Source organism: Lentzea sp. NPDC058450, assembly GCF_042721395.1.
Lineage (GTDB): Bacteria > Actinomycetota > Actinomycetes > Mycobacteriales > Pseudonocardiaceae > Lentzea.
Genome location: NZ_JBHXLO010000001.1, coordinates 549539 through 571098, shown reverse-complemented (window position 1 = coordinate 571098; position 21560 = coordinate 549539). Strand labels below are relative to the sequence as shown.

Genomic DNA, 21560 nt, shown 5'->3' with positions numbered 1-21560 from the left:
ACCGACATGACCCACCGAGTGGTCGTCAACGACGAAGAGCAGTACTCGATCTGGCCCGCCCACAAGAACGACGCGCCCGGCTGGCAGGACGCGGGCGTCAGCGGGTCGAAGGACGAGTGCCTGGAGCACATCGGTCGCGTGTGGACGGACATGCGCCCGCTCAGCCTGAGAGGACGGTCATGACCTTCACCGACGTGGTGGCCGGTGCCCTGGACGTCGATCCGGCGCACGTCACCGACGACGCGGGCCAGGACACGTTGTCGACCTGGACGAGCATGCGGCACATCCAGCTGATCGTGATGCTGGAGGAGGCCTACTCGCTCTCCTTCGACTACGAGGAGATCGCCGGCGCGCGGACGGTCCGCGAGGTCCGGGAAGTGCTGCGCGCCAAGGGGGTCGAGGTCTGATGGACACGCGACTGCGCTGGCAGGAGATCGGCCGGACCGACGTCCGCCCGGTCGTGCGCGTGGGACTGCTCGCGAGCTACACGATCGACCCGCTGGTGCCGCACCTCGGCGTCGCGCTGCACGACGCCGGCCTCCCGGTGGCGTTCGACACCGCGCCGTACAACCAGATCGTGCGGCAGTGCCTCGACGACGCGTCGGAGATGGCGCGGGTGAGGCCGGACGTGCTGATCGTGGCACCCCGGTTCGAGGAGCTGGGCGACGAGCTGCTGACCGCGGTCGACGCCGCGGTGTCGGCGGCCCGGCGCTGGAGGTCGTTCCTGGTCGTCGTGCTGCCCGCCGTGCCGGAGGACCGGCCGTTCGGGCAGCTGGACGACGGGCGGGCCGCGGGGACGGCCGCGACGGCTGGTGAGGTCAGGGAGACGATCCGGGCCGAGCTCTCGGGCCGTCCGGACGCCTGGGTGGTCGACGCCGAACGGGCCGTGCGGGCGGTCGGCACCGCCAAGGCGCACCACGCCGCGATGTTCAAGTTCGCGAAGATCCCGTACACCGAGGCGGTGTTCGGCGAGCTGGGAGCGCAACTGGCCGGGGTGCTGCGGGCCGTGTACGGGCTGACCCCGAGGCTGGTCGTGGTGGAGTCGGGCGCCGGGTTGGAGGAACCGGTGCGGTGGCTGCGCGAGTCCGGCGCCCGCCTGGTGGTCCGCGGCTCGGAGGAGATCGCGGAACTGGCCGCGCGGGAGGGCGTGCCGGCGGAGTCCGCGGTGCTGCTGCGGCTGGGGGATCTGGCCGAGCAGGAGGGCGTGCCAGTCGAGTCCGCGGTGCTGACGCTGGAGGGCAAGCCCGAGCAGTGGCGGGACGAGCTCGTCCGATCCGGGCTGCTGGATCGCCTGCCCGCCCCGGACCGCACGGCGCGCCGCGTTCGCCACTCCTCCAGGGAGACCGTGTCCCTCGACGACTTCGTGGCCGGCCTGAACGTCGAGGTCGAGCTGGAGCCCGTCGGTCCCGAGTCCGCGGCCAAGGTCGTGGAGGTGGTCTCGCGGGCCAAGGACTTCACGCTCGGCACCGAGAAGCTCGACCTGACCGAGGACCGCGAGGTGTTCGCGGTCCGCGTGCGCGACAAGTTCGGCCAGTACGGGATCAGCGGCGCGGTCGGCATCACCGGCGGGACCGTCGTGGACGTGTTCTCGCTGTCCTGCGTCGTGCTCGGCAAGGGCGTCGAGGACGTCGTGCTGCGCAAGCTGCGCGACGGGCACGGCGACCTCGTGTTCCGCCACCGCACCACCCCGCACAACCAGATCACCGCCGGGTTCCTGACGGACGCCGGAGCGAGAATCGAGGAGATCCCGTGACCGTCCACTTCGGAGTCGTGGCGCTCGGCCACGTGCTCGGCGACCCCGTCGACGTGGCCACCGCCGCACCGGACTACACCGACGACGTCGACCGCGTGCTGGGCTGGGGCTTCCGCACCTTCCACCGCGCGAAGGACGGCGTCGGGCTCACCGACCTGGCGGCTGAGGCCGGTGCCAAGGCGCTGGGCGACGCGGGTGTGCAGCCGCACGAGGTCGACCTGGTCGTGCTCGCCATGTCCGACCTGTCAGAGCACCTGTACTGGGACGCGGCGGGCGCCACGCAGGCGAAGATCGGCGCCCACGGGTCGGAGAACGTGCTGCTGACCCAGGCGTGCGGCGGGGGAGTGGCCGCGTTCGACGTCGTCGCCGGCAAGTTCGCGACCCACCCCGACTACCAGACCGCGCTGATCATCGGCGCCAACCGGGTGTGCGAGCCGTACTGGAACCGGATGGAGATCAACACCAGCATCTTCTCCGACGGCGCCGCGGCGGCCGTGGTCAAGCGCGACCACCCGCGCAACCGGTGGCTCAACACCGAGATCATCAGCGACGGCCGGTACGCCGACTTCATGATGATGGACGTCGGCGCGGCGGCCCGGCCGTTCGCCGGCCAGCACGACGTGGGCGTCAAGAACCCGCAGAAGCGGCTGGAGGAGTTCTTCGCGGGGGACATCCGCAAGATGTTCGAGTTCGTCTCGACCATTCGCACGAACAACCACGAGGTCGTCCGCCGCTCGTGCAAGCGGGCCGGCATCGAGCCCGCCGACCTGCGCAAGCTGCTGCACCTGCACGACAGCGTGCCCGCCATGACGTTGCTCGCCAAGGACCTCGACCACGGTCCGGAGTGGACGAACACCGAGGTCTCGCAGGCCTACGGGCACGTCGGGTGCGCCGACCAGCTGATGTCGCTGGAGCACTACCTCGCGACCGAGGAGCTCACCGAGGGCGACGTCGTGGCACTGACCAGCACGGCCAGCGGCATGCACTGGCTGTGCACGCTGCTGGCGATCTGAGGGGGAGAACTGTGGAGACCAAGGAGATCCTGGCGCGGATCCGCCAGTTGACCAAGCCCGGCGCCGCCGCCGACCCGGCGTTGATCGGCGACCTCGGGCACCTGAAGGACATCCCGGCGTTGCTCGAAGCCGGACGACTGCTCGGCAAGGTACCGGCGGAGCTGCTCGGCAAGCTCAAGCCGTTGAAGGTCGCGGTCACCGGTACGTTCACCGCGTCCGGCGTGGCGCCGCTGCTGCGGATCGCGTTGCTGGGCAAGGGGATCGCACCGGAGATCCACGTGTCCGGCTTCGACCAGCTCGCCGTCGACCTGAGCAGCCCCGAGTCCCCGCTGGCGGAGTTCGGGCCGCAGGTGACGCTCTGCCTGCTGCACGACGACTGGTTCGTACCGGCCGAGTGGGACGACGTCGAGACGCTCGACAGCGCGATCCGAGGCCGGTGGTCGATGTTCGACACCCTCGTCGGCGCGTTCACCGAACGCTCCGGCAGCGCGGTCCTGGTGCACACCGTGCCGTTGTCGCCGGTCGAGATGCGCGGCGTCGTCGCGTTCGACGGCAGGGCGGCGCTCGGCCGGGTGTGGCGCGACCTGAACAGCGACCTGCTCGGCATGGCGCTGCGCCGCGACCAGGTCCACGCGCTCGACCTGGAGGCCTACCTCGTCGACGCCCCCGTCCGGCTGCGCGACGAGCGCCTCTACCGGTTCGCGAGCGCGGCCTGGACGCCCGAGGTCGAGCAGGTCTACGCCGCCGAGGCCGCGAACTTCTGCCGCGCGTTCCTGGGCCTCGCCAAGAAGGTCCTCGTGCTCGACCTCGACAACACGCTGTGGGGCGGCGTCGTCGGCGACGACGGCCCGAGCGGCATCCAGATCGGGTCGATGTACCCCGGCAACGCCTTCCGCGAGATGCAGCGGCGTGCCGTCCAGCTGCGCAAGCAGGGCGTGGTCCTCGCGCTGGCCAGCAAGAACGAGGCCACGATCGTCGACGAGGTGCTGGAGACCCACCCGGACCTCGTGATCCGCCCCGCCGACATCGCGGCGCGCGCGGTGAACTGGCAGCCCAAGGACCACAACATCCGCGGGCTCGCCGGTCAGCTCAACCTCGGCCTGGACAGCTTCGTCTTCGCCGACGACAGCACGTTCGAGACGCAGCTCGTGCGCGGCTCGATCCCCGAGGTCACCGTCGTGCACCTGAACGGCGACCCGGCCGACCACGTGACGGCGTTGCAGCGCAACGGTTCCTTCGACGTGCTGACGACGACGGCGACCGACCGCGAGCGCACCGCGCTCTACAAGGCCCGCGCCGAACGCACCGAGTTCGCGGACTCTTTCAGCTCGGTGCAGGACTACCTGCGCAGCCTGGAGATCGTCGTCACCGTGCGGGAGGCCGACGAGTTCAGCCTGCCGCGCCTGGTCCAGCTCGGGCAGCGCACCAACCAGTTCAACACGATCGGCACCTCGCACGCCGAGGCCCGCACCAGGGAGATGGCCGCGTCCGGCGACCACCTGGTGCTGGTCTTCGAGGTGGGGGACCGCTTCGGCGCCGAGGGCATCGTCGGCGGCGTGTGGGTGTCGAAGCACGACGACCACTGGCTCGTCGAGAACTTCGTGATGAGCTGCCGCGTCTTCACCCGCGGCGTCGAGCACACCGTCGTGCAGCACCTCGTCGACCGCGCGCTCTCGGCCGGCGTCTCCAGGCTGGAGGCGGACTTCACCGCCACCGACCGCAACAAGGCCGCCGCCGCGTTCTACCCGGACGCCGGGTTCACGCAGGGCCCCGGAGGCCGTTTCACCCTGCCGCTGCACCCGCGGCCGCAGATCGGTCCCGAGTGGACCACCCTCGTCGTGGAAAGGGAGTCCGCCGATGTCTGAGGTCTTCGTCGAGGTGGCCGACCTCGTCGGCCAGGTCACCGACCTGCCGGTCGAGGAGATCGCGGCCGACGCGCGGTTCGACGCGCTCGCCAACTGGACGAGCTACGACGCCCTGCGCCTGCTCACCGGGATCGAGCAGAAGTTCGCCGTGCGCCTGGACCTCCAGGAGTACTTCGCGATCAAGGACGTCGGCGGCCTCGTCGCCGCCGTGGCGAGCGCCCAGGAGAAGTCGGGATGATCCTGCGCATCGACCACGTCGGCGTGGTCACGTCCGACATCGGGGCGGCCGCGCCGGCCCTGGCCCTGCTGGACCTGAAGTGCACCTACGAGGACGACGTCGACGTGTACGGCGTCGCGACCTCGTTCTGGCAGTGCCCCGGCGACACCACCTCGATCGAGCTGGTCGCGCCGGTCCGCGAGGACGCCGCGGTGCACGGCCACCTGAAGCGGCTGGGCCCCGGCCTGAACCACGTGGCGTTCGAGGTGGACGACATCGACGCGGACCTGCGCGCGTTGCAGGACCGCGGCGCGATCCTCGTCGACGAGGAGCCCCGCCGGGGCGGACGTCCCGGCCTGCGGGTGGCGTTCGCCCACCTCGGGCCGGCGACCGGCCTGCTGGTCGAACTCGTCGACTACGGCACACGGGCCTGAGAGGAAGCGGAACCCGCCGGGAGAGTCCAGTTCGCTCTCCCGGCGGGTCAGCGCCGGCGGCCCGTTCTCTTCGCCGTCAGCTGGTGCAGGTCGCCTGGTTGAGGGTCACGGACGAAGGGGTGCCCGCCGCGCCGTTGGCGGTGAACCCGAGCGACACCGCGGCTCCGGCGCCGAGGGACGGGCTGTAGGTCGGCGCGGTCACGGTGACCGTGCTGCCGGACTGGGTGAAGGTGCCGTTCCAGCCGCTCGCGACGGTCGCTCCGCCGGGCAGGGTGAACACGACCTTCCACGGGGTGGCGGCGCTCGTCGCGGTGTTGGTGACGGTCAGCGCACCCTGGAAACCGCCCTGCCACGAGTTGTCGAGCTTCCAGGACGACCGGCACGCACCGGCGCCTCCGCCCGAGGTGGTGGTCGTCGTCGTGGTGGTGGGGCCGGGGCCGCCGCCGGTGGGCGGGATGAGGTACGGCTGCAGGATGGACTGCTTGGCCTGGTTGACGGTGGTCCAGTCGTCGCCGACGATGCCGCCGGTGTCACCGGAGTTGGGGTTCCAGGACCAGTAGGTGAACGAGATGCCGTTGACGCCCGTGCCCGTGTAGGCCATGAGGTTCTCGAGCCACACCTTGTCGACGGGGTTGGCGAGGGTGGTGCCGAACTCGCCCATCATCAGCGGCGCGATGTTCTGCCGGTGCAGGTATCCCCAGTACTTGTCCCAGATCGCCGGCATGTTCGCCGGGTAGTCGGGCGCGCTGAACCACGGCTGGTTGTAGACCGAGGTGGCGTACTCGTGCGGGGAGTAGACCAGCCGGTTCGGCACGGACAGGCGCACCGGGAACTGGCCCGCCTTCGACAGGTTGCCGCCCCACCAGCCGCAGTCCTCGTCGTTGGACGGGTCGCCGTCCCACACGTTCGACAGCCCGCCGCTCGGGCAGCTCACGCCCTCGACGAAGATAAGCCAGTTCGGCTGCACGCCCAGGATCGCGTTGCCGGCGCGTTCGGCGGCCAGGCGCCAGTCGCGGGCGGTGTCGCCGCAGCCCCAGCACGACCCGGTCGCGGCGGGGTTGGTGCCCTCGGCGTGCGGCTCGTTGTGCAGGTCCGCGCCGATGACCGTGGTGTTGCCCGCGTAGCGCTGGGCGAGCGTCTTCCAGTCGTTGATCCAGGTGCTCTCCGGCACGCCCGCCGTGTACCAGAGGGCGCTCTGGCCGGCGCTGGTCGGCCGGTGGCGGTCGAGGATGACGCGCATCCCCTTCTCGCCCGCGTACCCGATCACCTTGTCGAGGATCTGCAACGGCGACAGGCCCACCAGGTCGGGGTTGGTGTAGTCGTTGACCCCGGTCGCCTTGGCGTCGGGCTTGAGGGCGTCGTTGGAGAACGGGACGCGCAGGGTGTTGTAGCCCAGCTGGGCCATCTGATCGAGCTGCTGGCGCCACGTGCGGCTGGACCACAGGCCGTGGAAGGTCTTGTTGTCGGTCTCCATGCCGAACCAGTTGATGCCGGTCAGCCGGACCGTCGTGTTGGTGCTGTCCAGGATCTTGTTCCCGCTGGTGTGCAGGTACCCGGTGCCCGTGCCACCCGCCGCGACGGCGGAGGAGTGGCCGGCCGATCCCAGCACGACCACCCCGCTCATCGCCACCACGGCCGCGACCACCGCGCCCAGAACCCTGTGCCGCCGCTTCATCTGATCTCCTCGTGGCTCGCACTCCCTCGGATTCTGGGAGCGCTCCCAGAATCCGAGGGGAGCGGCCGGCGGTCAACCAGGCGGGGATTCTCGGTCCACTTTCGACGGTCGATTCGACTCGAACCGGTCATTCGGCGGCTTTCTTCCCCTCCTTCACCGCGATGAGGAAAGCCCTAAGAGGACGGTGGGGGCGCCGTCGTGTCGCGCTGCAGGTATCGGGCGGTGGGGGACCAACGCGGCGTCACGCTCGCACCGTCGACGAGTTCGAGCACCGACTCCGCCACCGAGACGCCGAACTGGTGCACGTCGACGCTCATCGTGGTGAGCGCGGGGGACGCCAGGCGGCACAGGGTCGAGTCGTCCCACGCGACCAGGCTCAGCTGTTCCGGCACGGCGATGCCGAGCGCGGTGGCCGCGGCGAGGCCGGCCACCGCCATCACGTCGTTGTCGTAGAGGATCGCGGTGGGCGGCTCAAGGCTCGTCAGCAGCGCGGCGGTGAGCTTGGCGCCCGCTTCCTCGGAGTAGTCGCCCTCGACGACCACCGGGTCGACACCGGCCTGGGCGCACCCGGCCAGCAGCGCCTCGGTCCTGGCGCGGGTGTGCGCCAGCGCGCCGGGACCGGTGACCCGGGCGATCCGCCGGTGGCCGAGTTCCAGCAACCGGCCGAGCGCTTCGGCGATCGGACCGGTGTGGTCCGTGCGCACCGAGGGCAGGTACGAGTCACCGACGACGACGGTGGGCAGCGCGATCTCGGACAGCACGGCCGGGCGCGGGTCGTCGACCACCGGGTTGACCATCACGACGGCGTCGACCAGCCCGCGCGCCGCCCAGCGGCGGTAGGCGGCGATCTCGGCCTCGTGGTCCGCCACGACGTGGAGCAGCACGGACAGGTCGCGCTGGGCGAGGCGCTCCTCGATACCGGCGATGAACTCCATGAAGAAGGGCTCGACACCGAGGAGGTGGGCCGGGCGGGCCAGCACGAGGCCGACCGCGCCCGTCGAGTCACCGCTCACGGGGCACCGCGGTGAGGTCGTTGGCACAACGAAGGACCAGGCGGTCGGTGAACGCAACCGGGTCGACGGCGGCCGACGTGCGGATGTGGAAGGTGCGCACCTCTCCCGCCGGCATCGGCACCAGAGCGTCGTCGACGACCGCGTCGGGCGCGACCCTGTCGGCGAGGATCGTCACGTCGCGCGCGAACGCCTCGGCGCGGACCACGACCTCGTACCCACCCGGCACCGCCTCCGCACGGGCGCTGAGCGGGTTCGGGTCGTACGCCAGCTCGACGTCCGGCAGGAACGGGAGGATCGCGCGGGCTTCCGCCGTCGTCGCCACCATCACCTCCGCGTGTTCGTCCGCCGGCTGCGTCAGACCGTCCGGGAGCTCGAGTTCGAGGACCGACCGGGGCCGGATGGTGCGACGCAGTCTAGTCAGGTCCAGGGTGACTCCCCGGAACGTCTGGCGGTCGAGGGTGAGGTGCGCGTCCCACGCCTCGTCGTGGTCGTTCACCGCGACGAGAACCATCCTGTCGCCACGGGGCTGGAAGGTCAGGAGTCGTGGCGCGAACGCGTGGCGCAGCGCGTACCACAACGGCTTGACCCGTTCCTCGCTGTCGATCGCGGCCCAGGACGTGACGGGCCAGCAGTCGTTGAGCTGCCAGACGATCGCTCCGGCCGTGCGCGGCCACCACGAGCGGAAGTGCTCGACGCCGAAGCTCACCGCCCGCGCCTGGTTGAGCTGCGTCGCCCAGTGCCAGTCCTCGAACCGCGACGGATGTGGCAGGTTTCCGGCGAGACCCCGGTGGAGCTTGCCGTTGCCGTCCTCCGCCTTCTGGTGGGTGAGGAAGCTCGGTGACTCCCGAGTCAGCGGCCGGTCGTGGATCCAGCGGGTGAGGGTGGTCCACGTCGGTGGTCCCTGGAAACCGAACTCCGAGCAGAACCGGGGGACGTGGTCGCGGTAGTGGCCGTGGTCGAGCCGGTTCCAGACCTCCCACTCGTGCCGCGTGCCGTGGTTCTCGTCGTTCGGGTGGACGCCGCCGGCCGGGCTGTACGGACTGCTGGGGCAGTAGAAGCGGGTCGGGTCGAGCTCGGCCACGATGCCGGGCAGCACGTCGTCGTAGTAGCCGAGCCCCCACGTCCGCCCGTCGAGCTGCTCCTGCCAGCCCCAGTCGGCGAACCCCCAGACGTTCTCGTTGCCGCCGTTCCACAACGCCAGCGAGGCGTGGGACATCAGGCGCGCGACGTTCTCCCGGGCTTCTGCTTCCAGCTCCGACCGCACCGGCTCTTCCTCCGGGTACGCGGCGCAGGCGAGAGCGAAGTCCTGCCAGACCAGGACGCCTCGTTCGTCGCAGACGTCGTAGAAGTCGTCCGACTCGTAGATCCCGCCACCCCACACCCGCAGGAGGTTCGCGTGCATCGCCACGGCCTGGTCCACGCGCCGGGCGAGCCGATCGCGCGTGATCCTGGTGAGGAAGTGGTCGTCGGGAATCCAGTTGGCGCCCTTGATGAAGACGGGTTGGCCGTTGACGACGACGGTGAACGGTGTGCCGTGCTCGTCCGGCACCGTGTCGACCGTGACGGTGCGGAACCCGATCCGCTTGACCGTGCCGTCGAGGGATCCGGATTCGTTGCGCAGCAGTACCTTCAGGTCGTAGAGCGGCTGAGCGCCCAGCCCTACCGGCCACCACAGTTCGACATCGGTCACGTCCAGGCGCGCGATCACCCTCGTCTGCCCGGCGGGAACCACGACGGTGCGCTCGTGCGCCCCCAGCGTGATCTGCAACGTCAGGTCCTCCTGCCGGGCCCACTCGATCTCGGCGTGCACCTCGACCCGGCCCGCGTCCGGGCCGGTGACGGTCACGACGGGGCGGACCTGGGCGAGCCGGGCGGTGTGCCACCGTTCGAGCCGCACCGGCCGCCAGATGCCCGCGGTCTGCAGGTCGGGTCCCCAGTCCCAGCCGAAGCTGCAGGCCATCTTGCGCACCATGTTGAACGGGTGCGTGTTGACGTGCTCGCGCCGGCCGAGAGCCGCTTCGATCTTCTCCGCGTGGGTCAGGGCCGAGGCGAACGAGACGGTCAGTTCGTTGGCGCCGTCGACGAGCAGTTCGCGTACGTCGAAGCGGTAGCTCCGGTGCATGTTCGCGGTCTGGCCGAGGTGCCGGCCGTTGAGGTCGATGGTCGCGACCGTGTCGAGGCCGTCGAACACGAGGTCCGCCCGCTGGTCCTGCCCGGCAGCGGCCGCGAGGAACGTGGTGGTGTACCGCCAGTCCGCGCGATGCGTCCAGGCCAGCTCGGTCTCGGCCTGGTCGAGGAAGGGGTCGGTGATCAGGCCGGACGCCAGCAGGTCGAGGTGGGTGCTGCCCGGCACCGTCGCGGGCACGGTCCTGTCTCTGATGTGGTCCGGAACCTCGGCCGTCATCGTCGTCAACTGCCAGCCGTCGTGCAGGTTCTGGCGGATCAAGGCGTTCCTCCCTGGCGGAAGCGGGCTTCGGGGTTCGGTGCGGCGGCGGCGAGCCGGCGGGTGTAGGGGTCCTGGGGGCGGAGGAGCACGTCGTCGCTCGGACCGCGTTCGACGATCCGGCCCTGGTGCAGGACGAGCACCTCGTGGGAGAAGTGCCGTGCGGTGGCGAGGTCGTGCGTGATGTAGAGGACCGCGAGGTTCTCCTCGCGTTGCAGGCGGTCGAGCAGCTTCAGCACGCCCAGCCGGATCGAGACGTCCAACATGGACACCGGCTCGTCCGCGATGACGACCTTCGCACCGGGGGCGAGGGCGCGGGCGATCGCCACTCTTTGGCGTTGCCCGCCGGACAGCTCGTGCGGCCGTCTGCCGGCGAGATCCGGGCTGAGGCTCACCCGCTCCAACAGGTGAGGTACCTCGTCGCGGGAACGTCCGTGCAGCCGCAGCGCCCGGACGAGGTGGTGCTCGACGGTGTGGAACGGGTTGAGCGACGCGAACGGATCCTGGAAGATCATCTGAACGTGGTCGCGGTACCGCCGCCCGGGAACGGGGTCGCCCCCGGCGTCGGTCAACCGGATCTCTCCGGAGGTCGGCCGGGACAGCCGGGCGATCATGCGCGCGATCGTCGACTTGCCGGAGCCGGACGCGCCGACCAGCGCCACCGTGCGGCCGGCGGCCAGGGTGAACGACACGTCGTCGACCGCGTGGACCTTGTGGAACTTCTTGGTCAGACCGCGGACTTCCAGCGTCGTCATGTGACCAGTGCTCCCGCCTCGCCGGTCAGACTCGGGAACGCCGCCAGCAGCCGACGCGTGTAGGGGTGCTGGGCGCGCAGGTACAGGTCTTCCGCCGTGGCCAGCTCGACGACCTCGCCGTCGAGCATGACCGCGATCCTGTCGCTGATCTCCAGCAGCAGAGGCAGGTCGTGGGTGATGAACACGACCGCGAAGCCCAGTTCGTCGCGCAGGCGCATGATCTCGTCGAGGATCTCGCGCTGCACCAGCACGTCGAGCGCGGTGGTGGGTTCGTCCATGATCATGACCTGCGGTTCGAGCAGCAACGCCATCGCGATCATCACCCGTTGCCGCATGCCGCCGGACAGCTCGTGCGGGTAGGAGCCGAGCCTGGCCGGATCCACCCCGACGAGTTCGAGGACCTCCGCACACCGGTCCTCGCAGTCCGAAGTGGACGTTTCCGGGCGATGAGCGAGCAGCGCGTCCCGCAGTTGCGAGCGGATGGGTGCGACCGGGTTCAGCGAGTTCATCGCTCCCTGGAAGACCATCGAGAGCTTGACCCAGCGGAACTCCCTGAGCTGCTCAGGACCGAGCTCCAGCACGTTGACGTCCTCGAAGGTGACGGACCCGGAGGTGACCTCGGCCGGTGGCCGGTGCAGGCGGTTGATCGCGTAGGCCAGGGTGGTCTTGCCGCAGCCCGACTCCCCGGCGAGGCCGAGGATCTCGCCCCGCCTCAGCGTGAGCGACACGTCCTTCACGGCGTGCACCGGGGTGGCGCCCTGGTAGACGACGTTGAGGTCGCTGACGGTCAGCACGGCGTCCGGTTCCGGCGCGGCCACCAGCGCGGTGGTGGCCGCGACGTCGGGCTTGCGCCGGCCGCGGTCGCGCAGTTTCGGGTTGACGATCTCGTCGATGCTGAAGTTGATGAGCGCGAGTGCGCCACCGAACAGGGCGATGATCAGGCCCGGCGGGACGAACCACCACCACGCTTCCCGTTGCAGCGCGAAGCCGTTCTGCGCGTAGTAGAGCATCGTGCCCAGCGTCGAGGAGTTGGCCGCGCCGAGCCCGAGGAAGGACAGCCCCGCCTCGCTGAGGATGGCGAGCACGACCGCGAACACGAACTGGGCGGCCACGATCGGCAGCAGGTTCGGCAGGATCTCGACACCGATCACCCGCCACGTCCTCTCGCCGGACACGCGAGCCGCGGCCACGTAGTCCCTGGTGCGCAACGACAACGTCTGTGCACGCAGCACCCGTGCGGCGGCGGCCCAGCCGGTGATCGCGAGGACCAGTGAAATGGTCAGGGTGCCGCGCTGGTCCGCCGGGACGAACCCGGCCACGACGATGACCAGCGGCAGGCCGGGGATGACCAGCACGACGTTGGAGAACAACGAGAACGCCTCGTCGACCGCGCCGCCCGCGTAGGCGCCGACGATGCCGAAGAAGCCGGACAGCACCGTCGCCATGACCCCGACCAGCAGACCGATCCACAACGAACCCCGTGTGGCGTGGGCGAGCTGGGCGAGGACGTCCTGCCCGGTGATCGTGGTGCCGAGCAGGTGGTCGCCACCCGGTGAGGTGAGGCCGATGTCCCTGATGGTGGCCGGGTCGCCGACGAACACCGGGCCGATCACTCCGAAGAGGACGATCGCCGCCGCGAGGCCGAGGCCGATGCCGAGCTTGGGGGACCAGGTCATGACACCGTGCTCCGATCCCTCGTGCGGGCGTCGACGAGGCCGTACAGCAGGTCGACGACCAGGTTCGCGCCGAGCACGGCGATCGTGATCACGAGGAAGATGCCCTGCATCAGCGCGTAGTCGTTGTTCTGCACCGCCTGCAGCAGCTTCGAGCCGATGCCGGGGTAGGAGAACACCTGCTCCGTGACGATCGACCCGGACACCACGAACCCCAGCGAGATCGCGAAACCGGCGACCGAGGGCAGCACGGCGTTGCGCGCCGCGTACCGGATCATGATCCGGCGGTCCGGAAGCCCCTTCGCCCGTGCCGTGAGCACGTAGTCCTCCGACATCGCCGACACCATCATGTTGCGCATGCCCAGGAGCCATCCGCCGATCGACGAGAGGACGATCGTCAGCGCGGGCAGGGCGCCGTGGTAGATCGCCGAACCGAGGAACCCGGCGCTCCAGCCCGGATCCAGGACGACGTCGTAGCCGCCGTTCAGCGGGAACCAGCCGAGACCGGACGACAGCAGCGCCACGAGGATCAACGCCAGCCAGAAGTACGGCACCGCCGACAACATCGTGGTCGCCGGTACCAGCGAGTCCAGCCACGTGCCGCGCTTCCAGCCGACCACGGTGCCGAGCCCTACGCCCAGCAGGAACGACATCAGCGTCGCGAGGCCGACCAGCACGACGGTCCACGGCAGGGCGTCGCCGATCACGTCGGACACCTTCGCCGGGAACGCGCTGACCGAGACCCCGAGCTCGCCGCGCAGCAGGTTGCCCAGGTAGGCGAAGTACTCCTCGACGAACGACTCGCGCCCGCCGGTGCCGAGGAGCGTCTCGTAGGCCTGGCGCGCGGCGGGGTCGACGGACCCGCCGCGCTGCTGCAGCTTGGCCATGAGGATGTCCACGGGGTTGCCCGGCAGCAGTCGGGGGATGACGAAGTTGAGCGTCACCGCCGCCCACAGCGCCGTCAGGTAGAAGGCGAGCTTGCGCAGGTAGTAGCCCATCGTCAGCTGCCGGCCGGCTTGAGCTTCAGGTACACCTGCGACGCGTCGGGCCTCTTCCACACGGCGGGGAAGGCGTACAGGTCGTCCTTGCTGGGCCAGCCGGTGAAGGCCTTGTCGTTGTACTCGGTGGGCACGCCGCCGGTCAGCACCGGGATGTACGGCATCGACTTCTCCAGCTCCGCCTGGATCACGTCGTAGTGCGGCTGCCGCGAGGAGTCGCCCCGGTCGGTCTTCTTCAGCTCCGCCAGGGCCGCGTCCACGGCCGGGTTGCTGAAGCGGGAGTAGTTCGGGCTGGCCGCCTGGCCGACGGGCGCCGTCGTCGCGGTCGAGAAGAAGTAGCTGTAGGTGTAGTACGGGTCGGGGGCCGGGCCCTGCTCGACCGAGTCGATGAGCAGCTCGAACTGGCCGCGTCCGCGTGCGTCGGCCCACTCGTTCCAGGACAGCTGCTGCGGCGTGATCTTGATGCCGATCTTCAGCAGTTGCTGGCTCATCGTCTCCAGCGTGGTGATGTAGTCGGTCCAGCCGGCGACGACCTTCACCGTCAGGGCCAGCGGCTTGCCGTCCTTGGCGTAGATGCCGTCAGCGCCCTTGGCGTAGCCGGCCGAGGTGAGGATCTGCTCCGCCTTGGCGGCGTCGGCGTTCATCGGCGCCATGCGGTCGGTGAGCTTGCCGGAGATCAGGGAGGCGTCGCGGGGCTGGAGGGTGTAGCCGGGCGACATCTCGCTCGCGGTGTTCTGGAACGCCAGCGAGTTGATCTGCGTGCGGTTCATGCCGTGGTAGATCGCCGTGCGCACCGCCGGGTCGGTCTGCGCGCCCTGGCAGCTGAGTTGCGCGTTGGAACAGGTGAACAGCGCGACCTGGTTGAGCGGCAGGGTGATGACCTTGTAGCCGGGGTAGTTCTTCTCGACGTCCTTGATGTCCGGGATGGGGCCGGTCTGCCAGTCGACCGATCCGGCCTTGAGCACGTCGACGCCCGCCTGGTTGCCGGACAGGGACAGGTAGCGGACCTGCTTGAGCGCGGGCTCGCCGCCCCAGTACTTCGGGTTCGCCCTGAGGGTGAACGACTGCGCCTTGAAGTCGCCGAGCTGGAACGGGCCGGTGCCGACCGGGGTCGGGTTCACCTCGGTCTCGGGCTTGGCGTAGTTCTTCCAGATGTGCTCCGGCACCATCCAGAGCTGCCCCAGCACCTGGGGTCCGTCCATGTAGGACGGTTCGGCGAACTTCACGGTGACGTGGGTGTCGTCGGCAACGGTGGTCGTGCCCTTGAACCCCGTCCGGTTCATGGCAGGAGTCTTGGCGACCATGTCGAGGGTGAACTTCACGTCCTCGGCGGTGAACTTCTCGCCGTCGGACCAGGTCACGTCGTTCCTGAGCGTGATCGAGAGCTCGGTGCCGCCGGCGTTCCACTCGAAGGCCGTGCCCAGCAACGGCTTGGGCGGCGAGTCCTTGGCGATGTTGAAGAAGAACAACGGTTCGTAGATCGTGCCGGGACCCTCGATCTGGGTCGGGGCGTAGGGGTTGAAGTTGAGCTGGTAGTCGCCGGCCTGTCCGGTGTAGACGACGAGCGTGTCGCGGGACTGGCCGCCACCACCGGAGCCGGAGCAGGCCGCGGTGGCCCCGACGACCACCGCGAAACCTAACGCGCAGAGCCTCTTGTGCAGGAACATCGCTGGTCCTCCTCGTGGCTGGTCGAGCGTGGCGGAGATTCTTCAGTTACTAAACAAAGAAAGTCAACGATTCCGGATGCTTTACTGATCCCGAGCCGGTCGACAGGCAGGTTCGTCGTTCGACGAAGGAGTGCGGTGAGCGGACCGGCTCGCGTGACCCACGCCAGCACGAGGGCGGCCGTGCTCGACCTGATCCGCGCGGCGGGGATGATCAGCCGGGTCGGCCTGGTCAACGCCACCGGGCTGACCGGCGGCACGATCTCCACGGTGGTGCGGGGCCTGATCGACGAGGGACTGGTCGCCGAGACCGGGCACGCCGAGTCGACTGGCGGCAAACGCCGGGTCATGTTGCAGCTCAACCACTTCGCCCGCTACGCCGTCGGCGTCCACCTCGACGACGCGCGGATCACCTACGTGCTGACCAACCTCGGCGGCGCGGTCGTCGCCAGGATCTCGCGGGCCGGCGCCATCGGCGACGACCTCGACGCCGTGGTCGGCAGGGTGGCGCGCGAGGTCGACGCGGTCGTCGACAGCGTCGGCGTCGAACGCGATCGAATCCTCGGACTGGGCCTCGTGTCCGCGCGGCCGTCGGCCCTGCACGACGTCGGACGATCACTGGAGCGGGCCACCGGCCTGCCGGTGCTGCTCGACCACGACGCGACGGCCGCCGCCATCGGGGAGCACTGGTCCGGAGGAGTCGGCGCGACCTCGACGTTCGCCGCGCTGTACATGGGCAGCGGCATCGGCGCGGGCGTCGTGCTCGGCGGCACGACCTACCGAGGCCCGAGCGGACACATCGGTGAGATCGGCCACGCGTGCCTCGACGTCGACGGCCCCCGGTGCCCGTGCGGTGGACGGGGGTGCCTGGAGGTGCTGGCCGGTCCCGCCGCGGTGGTGGAGCAGGCGCGCGCCGACCGTGCCCTGGCGCGCGCGGCGGGCCTGGCCGGCGGCCGGAGCAAGGCGAGCACTCCCGTCTCGGCGGACTTCGCGGCCATCGGCAGGGCGGCCCGGCAGGGAGACGCGCGCGCGGTGGCACTGCTGGAGCGGTCCGCCCGGTACGTCGCCGCCGCCACGCGCACGCTGGCCAACCTGCTGGACCTCGAGGTGCTGGTCCTCACCGGGCCGAGCTTCGCGATCGCCGGTTCGGTGTACCTCCCCGTGCTGCGGGCCGAGCTCGACACGGCGTTCATCGCCCGCGACGTGCACCCGATCTCGGTGCGGCTCTCGCCCGCGGCCGCGTCGGCGTCCGCGATCGGCGCGGCGGCGATAGTGCTGCAGTCGGAACTGGTGCCGCGCAGGCAGGGCCTGCGTCTGCCGGACGACCTCGCGGCGGAGGAGCCGCCGGTGTTCCAGCAGTTCGCCCGGTGAGCACCACGTCTCAGATGATCAGCGATTAGCCCGGGGCGCCGGCCGGCAGCTCACGCGCCCGTGTTCCAGCCGAGCGTCTTCGCGCGTTCAGCTCGGTCGGCCGGCACTCCGTCGCGCTTGCGTCCCATCTCGGTCAGCGCGTCCGTGCAGCAGCTCGGGTGGCGCGGGCGAGGTCGCGGCACGGGCCGGGAACGGACAGACACCCTTCGTTCGCCTCGGCCGAGGTGCTGAGACAAGGGCGACCATCCCGGTTTCACCCTCGCCCGGCGGCTGAAAGACAGGGCCGAGCAGGCCTGGCCGTCTCGGCGTACCGGCGCTCGCTCACCTGTGTACGGACACGTTGATCGTGCCGGCGGGGTTCATTTGCTTTTATTACGGAACGAACCGTATCCATTAACTATTTGAATCGGTCGGCTGCTTTCTTTGTGCTAGCGGTCGGGATCCTGCCTGAACCGATATGCAACTGACGCCTGGGACGGCGCCGTCAAGTGCGTGGACTTGTGGCGCCAGGAGCGTCCGGGCGTGCTGCTTCACATGACGGTAGATCAATTCAGATGCTCTGAGCTGTGTGTTTCGTCAATCGACGAATCTAACGCCGGATGCGCGGCAGTTCTTCGCGGGATCTTTGTTCGCCGGGGGATCTCCATCTGGTCACCGGTATCTGATTAGCCCGTACAGCTCAATTCTTGGCGCTGAACGGTACAAAGTTCGAAGGTCTCAGCCACTTCAGCAGGGCATGTGACACATATCACACTTCCATTTTATTTCCAGGGAACTACCGTTGGGTAACTTTCGCCGTCCTGAGACCTGCGTCACATCATGGGAGGACTCTTGCGACACCGTGCTGGGTTCTGTGCACCCGGAAAAACGGCGAAGACATGACACTGCTTTCGATTGTCGTGCCTGTGCGCAATGAGGAGTCGCGGCTGTCGGCGACGTTGTCCGCGCTCAAGGCGGCGCTCGCGGCCACCCGTGAGCCGTGCGAGATCGTCGTGGTCGACAACAGCAGCACCGACCGCAGTGGCGAGATTGCCCGCGAGCACCGGCACGGATCGATCCCGGTGCGGCTGATCCGCTGTGACCAGCCGGGGAAGGGCGCGGCGGTGCGGACCGGCGTGCTGCGGACCGACAGCCGTTACGTCGGCTTCTGCGATGCCGATCTGGCGACCGACATGGCGGCGCTGGCGCCGACGCTCCGGTTCCTGCGCACTGGTGTGAACGTGGTCGTCGGATCGCGGTCGCACCCGAACTCGATCGTGCGTGCGAGGCACACCCAGGTCCGGCAGGCGGGCGCGTGGGCCTTTCGGTACGCGGCCGGCACGATCGTGCCCGGCGTCGGCGACACCCAGTGCGGCTACAAGTTCTTCGACCGGCACACCGCCGACACGATCTTCTGGCCGCTGCGCACACCGGGATGGGCGTTCGACGTCGAACTGCTCGCCAGGGCGCAACGGATCGGCGCGATGATCGTCGAACTGCCGGTGAGCTGGAGGGACGTGCCGGGGTCCACGTTCCGCCCGATGCGGGACGGCTACCGCAGTTTCGCCGCGCTCGCCAGGATCCGGTCGATCCTCGGCGCGGAGAAGACGCCCGTCGTCGCCTCGGTCATGCCCGCCGTCGCGGAGGTGGCCTGAGTGAGGCCACCGCTCAACGGTGCGCGGGTGGTAGTGGTGAACTGGCGCGACCGCGGGCATCCGCACGCCGGTGGCGCCGAGGAGTACGCCGCGCGCATGGCGGACGCGATGACCGCCGCCGGGGCGCAGGTCACCTTCCTCACGGCCAAGGGGGAGGGGCAGAGCGGCGGCGACGAGTCGACCGTGCGTCGCGGCGGCCGGTGGACGGTGTACTTCTGGGCGCTGTTGTGGTTGCTGCGCAACCGAAGCCGCATCGACCTGGTGATCGACTGCCAGAACGGGATCCCCTTCTTCAGTCCCCTGGTGGTCGCCAGGTGGACGAAGGTCGTGCTGGTGATGCACCACGTGCACGACGCCCAGTTCGCCGTGCACTTCCCGCCGTGGCTGGCCCGGATCGGCCGCTGGCTCGAAGGTCCTGCCGCGCACAAGGTCTACCGCCACGCGGTGACGGTCGCCGTGTCGCGGTCCACCGTGCGCGCGATGCGTGAGCGCCTCGCCTGGCGCGGCCGGATCTTCGTGGTGCCCAACGGCACGGACCACCCGCCGTCCGCGGACGGCACACGGTCCCCGCACCCCTCGCTGGTGTGCCTGGGCAGGCTCGTCACGCACAAGCGGGTCGACCGGCTGATCGAGATCGTCGGCACGCTGCGCGGCCGCTGGCCCGGTCTGCGCCTGCACGTCATCGGCCGTGGACCGGACGAGGCCGCGGTGCGCGAGGCCGCGGCACCGTTCCCGGACTCCGTCGTGGTGCACGGGTTCGTCGACGACTCGACGAAAAGCGCTCTGCTGCGGGAATCCTGGCTCAACGTCACCCTGTCGGACGGCGAGGGCTGGGGACTGGCCGTGATCGAGGCGGCCGCGCACGGCGTCCCGACCGTCTGCCGCGAGGTCGACGGGTTGCGCGACTCCGTGCGGCACGAGGAGACCGGCTGGCTGGTGCAGGACGACGAGGACGTCGGCGCCGCGATCCACGACGCTCTCACGCTGCTGGCCCGCCCCGACGACGCCTCGGCCGTGGCCGACGCGTGCCGGGCCTGGGCCGCCGGTTTCGACTGGGCCACCAGCGGACGGATGTTCGTCGCCGTGGTGTCCAGCCTGCTCGACAGTTCAACCACAGGCCGCGTCGGCGGCCCAGTTCCTGAGGAGGACCTTTGCGACGCGTCCTGACCTTCGTCCTGCTCGGACTCGGCGTGTTCGGGATCGCGACCGGGCTGTTGCTGCGGTTCTACGCCTATCCGGCCCTCGCAAAGATCCCGCACAACCCCAAGACGACCGCGGTGGCCCAGGGCAGCGGCGTCACCGCACTCGTCTACGTGCCACAGGACGGAGGCCCGGCAAAGCCCGAGATCCGCCGCAACCTCAGCCTGACGTCGAGCACGTACGTCTCCGGCAACCTGCGGGCGCCCGAGGTCCAGGCCGACAGCGGCGTGACCGTGTGGAACGAGGCCAGCCAGATCACGGAGGACGAGGACAGCCTGACGCTCAGCGGGAGCGTGCGTGAGCTGTGCCTGGACCGGTTCACCGCGGAGGCCGTCGCGCCCTGCACCACGCAGTACCTCCAGAAGGAGAAGTCGGAGAACGGCAAGGACACGAAGATCCCCGGCACGCGCGGCCAGGCTCAGTTCCCCGGCCTGAACTTCAAGTTCCCCTTCCAGACCGAGAAGCGGACCTACCCCTGGTACGACAGCGGGGTGGGCAAGCCGGTGGACGCCAGGTTCGACGGTGAGGAGACGCTGCAGGGCCTGCCGGTGTACCGGTTCAAGCAGTCCGTGCCGGCCACCGACGTCGACGACCGGGAGGTGCCCGGATCGCTGCTCGGCATGACCGAACCGTCCGTCTCGGTCAAGTTGTACTACCAGGCCGAGAAGACGCTGTGGGTCGAGCCGGTCACCGGCGCGCTCATCAAGGTGCGTCAGTCGGTGAAGCAGGAGCTGCGCACACCGGACCAGAACGCGGGTCGGGGCACCGCGGTGTTCGACGGAACGTTGGAGCTCAACAAGCAGACGGTCGACAACAACGTGCGGGTGGCCGAGGAGAACACGTCCAAGCTGTGGCTGCTCACCGGCCTTCCGGTGATCCTGTGGATCGCGGGTGGCGTCCTGCTGGCCGTCGGCATCGTCCTGTTGCTCGCCGGCCGCCGCCGCACCGCCTAGGGCTTCTTCCGCAGGACCAGCACGAGGTTCCAGGACACGACCTCGCGCAGCACCGGAACGCGCACGACCCAGGTAGCCCACCACGGGTGGTACCTGGGAAGTGCGCGTTCCAGGCTCGCCTCCGGGTGGTTCCGCGCCCAGCGCAGCGCCGAGCCGACGGACACCGCGAAAAGGCTTTCCCCGTAACGGTTCTTGGGCTCCTGGCCGTGGTTCTCGCGGAACCGGCGGCGGGCGTGGTGGCCGCCGAGGTAGTGCCACGGCGAGGTTTCGTGGCCGCCCCAGGGGGAGTACCACGGCGTGAACGACAGGAACACCGTCCCGCCGGGCTTCGTCACGCGCACCATCTCGTCGAGCATCGTGCGCGGCTCGTCCACGTGCTCCAGCACGTTCGACGAGTAGCAGATGTCCACTGAGGACGTTCGGATGGGCAGTCGCGTGCCACTGGCCCGAATCATCCCTTCGGCGTACTCGCCGCGCGCCGACAGTTCGCCGACATCGGGATCCAGGCCGACGTAGTAGGCGCCGGCCGCGCGGAACGCGTCGGCGAAGTACCCGGGGCCGCCACCGACGTCGAGAACACTCCGGCCGGCGAGGGAGGTGAACTCGGCGACCTGCCGCGCGGAGTCCTCGGCCAGCAACCGGTAGAACGTGTCCCGGTCGGTCTGCTCGTTGCGGAACGCCTTGAACAGGCGGATCGACCGGTCCAGCGTCGCCTGGCTCGGCACCTTACGGCGTGCCGTAGTTGACGGTGTCGGGGTTGGAGTTGTTGGGAGCCGGGGCGTTCTCGAGCTGGACGGCCTTGTCCGGCGCGAGAGAGTTGACCAGGACGAACGTTCCGCCACCGGCGAACGCGAGCCCGGCGACGGCCGCGATGACGACACCGATCAATGTCCGCACGC

Annotated in this window: 21 protein-coding genes; 11 read left to right on the top strand and 10 right to left on the bottom strand. The window is 69.7% G+C overall.

Annotated features, from left to right (window positions below):
- Positions 1 to 6 precede the first annotated feature (6 nt).
- Genes ACFWNN_RS02795 through ACFWNN_RS02765 form a run of 7 tightly spaced genes read left to right on the top strand, consistent with a single transcriptional unit; the run spans position 7 to position 5282 of the window.
- The gene (locus ACFWNN_RS02795) at positions 7 to 183 is read left to right on the top strand and encodes an MbtH family protein (protein WP_382438096.1); all 177 of its coding nucleotides are present in this window, start codon (positions 7 to 9) and stop codon (positions 181 to 183) included.
- The gene (locus tag ACFWNN_RS02790) at positions 180 to 407 is read left to right on the top strand and encodes an acyl carrier protein (protein WP_382438095.1); all 228 of its coding nucleotides are present in this window, start codon (positions 180 to 182) and stop codon (positions 405 to 407) included. Before ACFWNN_RS02795 ends, ACFWNN_RS02790 begins: the two co-directional genes overlap by 4 nt.
- Entirely contained in the window at positions 407 to 1753 is a 1347-nt protein-coding gene (locus tag ACFWNN_RS02785) for a hypothetical protein (protein WP_382438094.1), read from the top strand. The genes ACFWNN_RS02790 and ACFWNN_RS02785 overlap by 1 nt, the downstream gene beginning before the upstream one ends.
- Positions 1750 to 2766 (top strand): 3-oxoacyl-ACP synthase III family protein, encoded by a 1017-nt coding sequence (locus tag ACFWNN_RS02780; RefSeq protein WP_382438093.1) that lies wholly within the window; start codon positions 1750 to 1752, stop codon positions 2764 to 2766. The genes ACFWNN_RS02785 and ACFWNN_RS02780 overlap by 4 nt, the downstream gene beginning before the upstream one ends.
- Positions 2767 to 2777: 11 nt before the next feature.
- Positions 2778 to 4631 carry an HAD-IIIC family phosphatase gene (locus tag ACFWNN_RS02775; RefSeq protein WP_382438092.1) on the top strand — a complete coding sequence of 618 codons (1854 nt, stop codon included), beginning with the start codon at positions 2778 to 2780 and terminating at the stop codon, positions 4629 to 4631.
- Complete coding sequence (locus ACFWNN_RS02770) at positions 4624 to 4869, top strand: acyl carrier protein (protein WP_382438091.1); 246 nt, start codon at positions 4624 to 4626, stop codon at positions 4867 to 4869. Before ACFWNN_RS02775 ends, ACFWNN_RS02770 begins: the two co-directional genes overlap by 8 nt.
- Positions 4866 to 5282 (top strand): VOC family protein, encoded by a 417-nt coding sequence (locus ACFWNN_RS02765; RefSeq protein WP_382438090.1) that lies wholly within the window; start codon positions 4866 to 4868, stop codon positions 5280 to 5282. The genes ACFWNN_RS02770 and ACFWNN_RS02765 overlap by 4 nt, the downstream gene beginning before the upstream one ends.
- Before the next feature lie 76 nt (positions 5283 to 5358).
- On the opposite strand, the gene ACFWNN_RS02760 is transcribed toward ACFWNN_RS02765, so the two are convergent.
- The 7 genes from ACFWNN_RS02760 to ACFWNN_RS02730 all read right to left on the bottom strand — a co-directional run bounded on the left by ACFWNN_RS02760 (position 5359) and on the right by ACFWNN_RS02730 (position 15506).
- Positions 5359 to 6957, bottom strand: a complete 1599-nt coding sequence (locus tag ACFWNN_RS02760; RefSeq protein ID WP_382438089.1) for a cellulase family glycosylhydrolase — start codon at positions 6955 to 6957, stop codon at positions 5359 to 5361.
- 173 nt (positions 6958 to 7130) lie between these two features.
- On the bottom strand, positions 7131 to 7970 hold the full coding sequence (locus ACFWNN_RS02755) for a LacI family DNA-binding transcriptional regulator (RefSeq protein WP_382438088.1): 840 nt from the start codon (positions 7968 to 7970) through the stop codon (positions 7131 to 7133).
- A complete protein-coding gene (locus ACFWNN_RS02750) occupies positions 7960 to 10416 on the bottom strand; it encodes a glycoside hydrolase family 2 protein (protein WP_382438087.1) in 2457 nt (818 codons plus the stop codon). The genes ACFWNN_RS02755 and ACFWNN_RS02750 overlap by 11 nt, the downstream gene beginning before the upstream one ends.
- Positions 10413 to 11168 carry an ABC transporter ATP-binding protein gene (locus tag ACFWNN_RS02745; RefSeq protein ID WP_382438086.1) on the bottom strand — a complete coding sequence of 252 codons (756 nt, stop codon included), beginning with the start codon at positions 11166 to 11168 and terminating at the stop codon, positions 10413 to 10415. Before ACFWNN_RS02745 ends, ACFWNN_RS02750 begins: the two co-directional genes overlap by 4 nt.
- Entirely contained in the window at positions 11165 to 12844 is a 1680-nt protein-coding gene (locus ACFWNN_RS02740; protein WP_382438085.1) for a dipeptide/oligopeptide/nickel ABC transporter permease/ATP-binding protein, read from the bottom strand. The genes ACFWNN_RS02745 and ACFWNN_RS02740 overlap by 4 nt, the downstream gene beginning before the upstream one ends.
- The gene (locus ACFWNN_RS02735; protein WP_382438084.1) at positions 12841 to 13839 is read right to left on the bottom strand and encodes an ABC transporter permease; all 999 of its coding nucleotides are present in this window, start codon (positions 13837 to 13839) and stop codon (positions 12841 to 12843) included. The genes ACFWNN_RS02740 and ACFWNN_RS02735 overlap by 4 nt, the downstream gene beginning before the upstream one ends.
- Positions 13840 to 13841: 2 nt before the next feature.
- Positions 13842 to 15506: an ABC transporter substrate-binding protein gene (locus ACFWNN_RS02730; protein ID WP_382438083.1), complete on the bottom strand. Its 1665-nt coding sequence runs from the start codon at positions 15504 to 15506 to the stop codon at positions 13842 to 13844.
- 135 nt (positions 15507 to 15641) lie between these two features.
- Here ACFWNN_RS02730 and ACFWNN_RS02725 point away from each other — a divergent pair, with 135 nt between their 5' ends.
- The gene (locus ACFWNN_RS02725; protein ID WP_382438082.1) at positions 15642 to 16874 is read left to right on the top strand and encodes an ROK family protein; all 1233 of its coding nucleotides are present in this window, start codon (positions 15642 to 15644) and stop codon (positions 16872 to 16874) included.
- 50 nt (positions 16875 to 16924) lie between these two features.
- Here the strand turns inward: ACFWNN_RS02725 and ACFWNN_RS02720 are convergent, their stop codons facing one another.
- Complete coding sequence (locus ACFWNN_RS02720) at positions 16925 to 17056, bottom strand: hypothetical protein (RefSeq protein WP_382438081.1); 132 nt, start codon at positions 17054 to 17056, stop codon at positions 16925 to 16927.
- A 696-nt stretch (positions 17057 to 17752) separates the two neighbouring features.
- Between ACFWNN_RS02720 and ACFWNN_RS02715 the strand changes: the two genes are divergently transcribed.
- The 3 genes from ACFWNN_RS02715 to ACFWNN_RS02705 are packed head-to-tail and all read left to right on the top strand — an operon-like array spanning position 17753 to position 20661.
- Positions 17753 to 18508, top strand: a complete 756-nt coding sequence (locus tag ACFWNN_RS02715; protein WP_382438080.1) for a glycosyltransferase — start codon at positions 17753 to 17755, stop codon at positions 18506 to 18508.
- The gene (locus ACFWNN_RS02710; protein WP_382438079.1) at positions 18509 to 19675 is read left to right on the top strand and encodes a glycosyltransferase family 4 protein; all 1167 of its coding nucleotides are present in this window, start codon (positions 18509 to 18511) and stop codon (positions 19673 to 19675) included. It begins immediately after the preceding gene.
- Positions 19660 to 20661: a DUF3068 domain-containing protein gene (locus ACFWNN_RS02705; protein ID WP_382438078.1), complete on the top strand. Its 1002-nt coding sequence runs from the start codon at positions 19660 to 19662 to the stop codon at positions 20659 to 20661. The genes ACFWNN_RS02710 and ACFWNN_RS02705 overlap by 16 nt, the downstream gene beginning before the upstream one ends.
- Here the strand turns inward: ACFWNN_RS02705 and ACFWNN_RS02700 are convergent.
- Complete coding sequence (locus ACFWNN_RS02700) at positions 20658 to 21356, bottom strand: methyltransferase domain-containing protein (RefSeq protein ID WP_382438400.1); 699 nt, start codon at positions 21354 to 21356, stop codon at positions 20658 to 20660. The two genes, ACFWNN_RS02705 and ACFWNN_RS02700, sit on opposite strands and share 4 nt — an antisense overlap.
- Positions 21357 to 21387: 31 nt before the next feature.
- Positions 21388 to 21558, bottom strand: coding sequence for a DUF2613 family protein (locus ACFWNN_RS02695; RefSeq protein WP_382438077.1), 171 nt, complete (start codon positions 21556 to 21558; stop codon positions 21388 to 21390).
- Positions 21559 to 21560: the final 2 nt, after the last annotated feature.

Coding starts and splice junctions, on each gene's coding strand:
- ACFWNN_RS02795 (WP_382438096.1), top strand. CDS start 7: ATGACCCACCGAGTGGTCGTCAACGACGAAGAGCAGTACTCGATCTGG.
- ACFWNN_RS02770 (WP_382438091.1), top strand. CDS start 4,624: ATGTCTGAGGTCTTCGTCGAGGTGGCCGACCTCGTCGGCCAGGTCACC.
- ACFWNN_RS02760 (WP_382438089.1), bottom strand. CDS start 6,957: ATGAAGCGGCGGCACAGGGTTCTGGGCGCGGTGGTCGCGGCCGTGGTG.
- ACFWNN_RS02730 (WP_382438083.1), bottom strand. CDS start 15,506: ATGTTCCTGCACAAGAGGCTCTGCGCGTTAGGTTTCGCGGTGGTCGTC.
- ACFWNN_RS02735 (WP_382438084.1), bottom strand. CDS start 13,839: ATGGGCTACTACCTGCGCAAGCTCGCCTTCTACCTGACGGCGCTGTGG.
- ACFWNN_RS02745 (WP_382438086.1), bottom strand. CDS start 11,168: ATGACGACGCTGGAAGTCCGCGGTCTGACCAAGAAGTTCCACAAGGTC.
- ACFWNN_RS02715 (WP_382438080.1), top strand. CDS start 17,753: ATGACACTGCTTTCGATTGTCGTGCCTGTGCGCAATGAGGAGTCGCGG.
- ACFWNN_RS02790 (WP_382438095.1), top strand. CDS start 180: ATGACCTTCACCGACGTGGTGGCCGGTGCCCTGGACGTCGATCCGGCG.
- ACFWNN_RS02765 (WP_382438090.1), top strand. CDS start 4,866: ATGATCCTGCGCATCGACCACGTCGGCGTGGTCACGTCCGACATCGGG.
- ACFWNN_RS02740 (WP_382438085.1), bottom strand. CDS start 12,844: ATGACCTGGTCCCCCAAGCTCGGCATCGGCCTCGGCCTCGCGGCGGCG.
- ACFWNN_RS02785 (WP_382438094.1), top strand. CDS start 407: ATGGACACGCGACTGCGCTGGCAGGAGATCGGCCGGACCGACGTCCGC.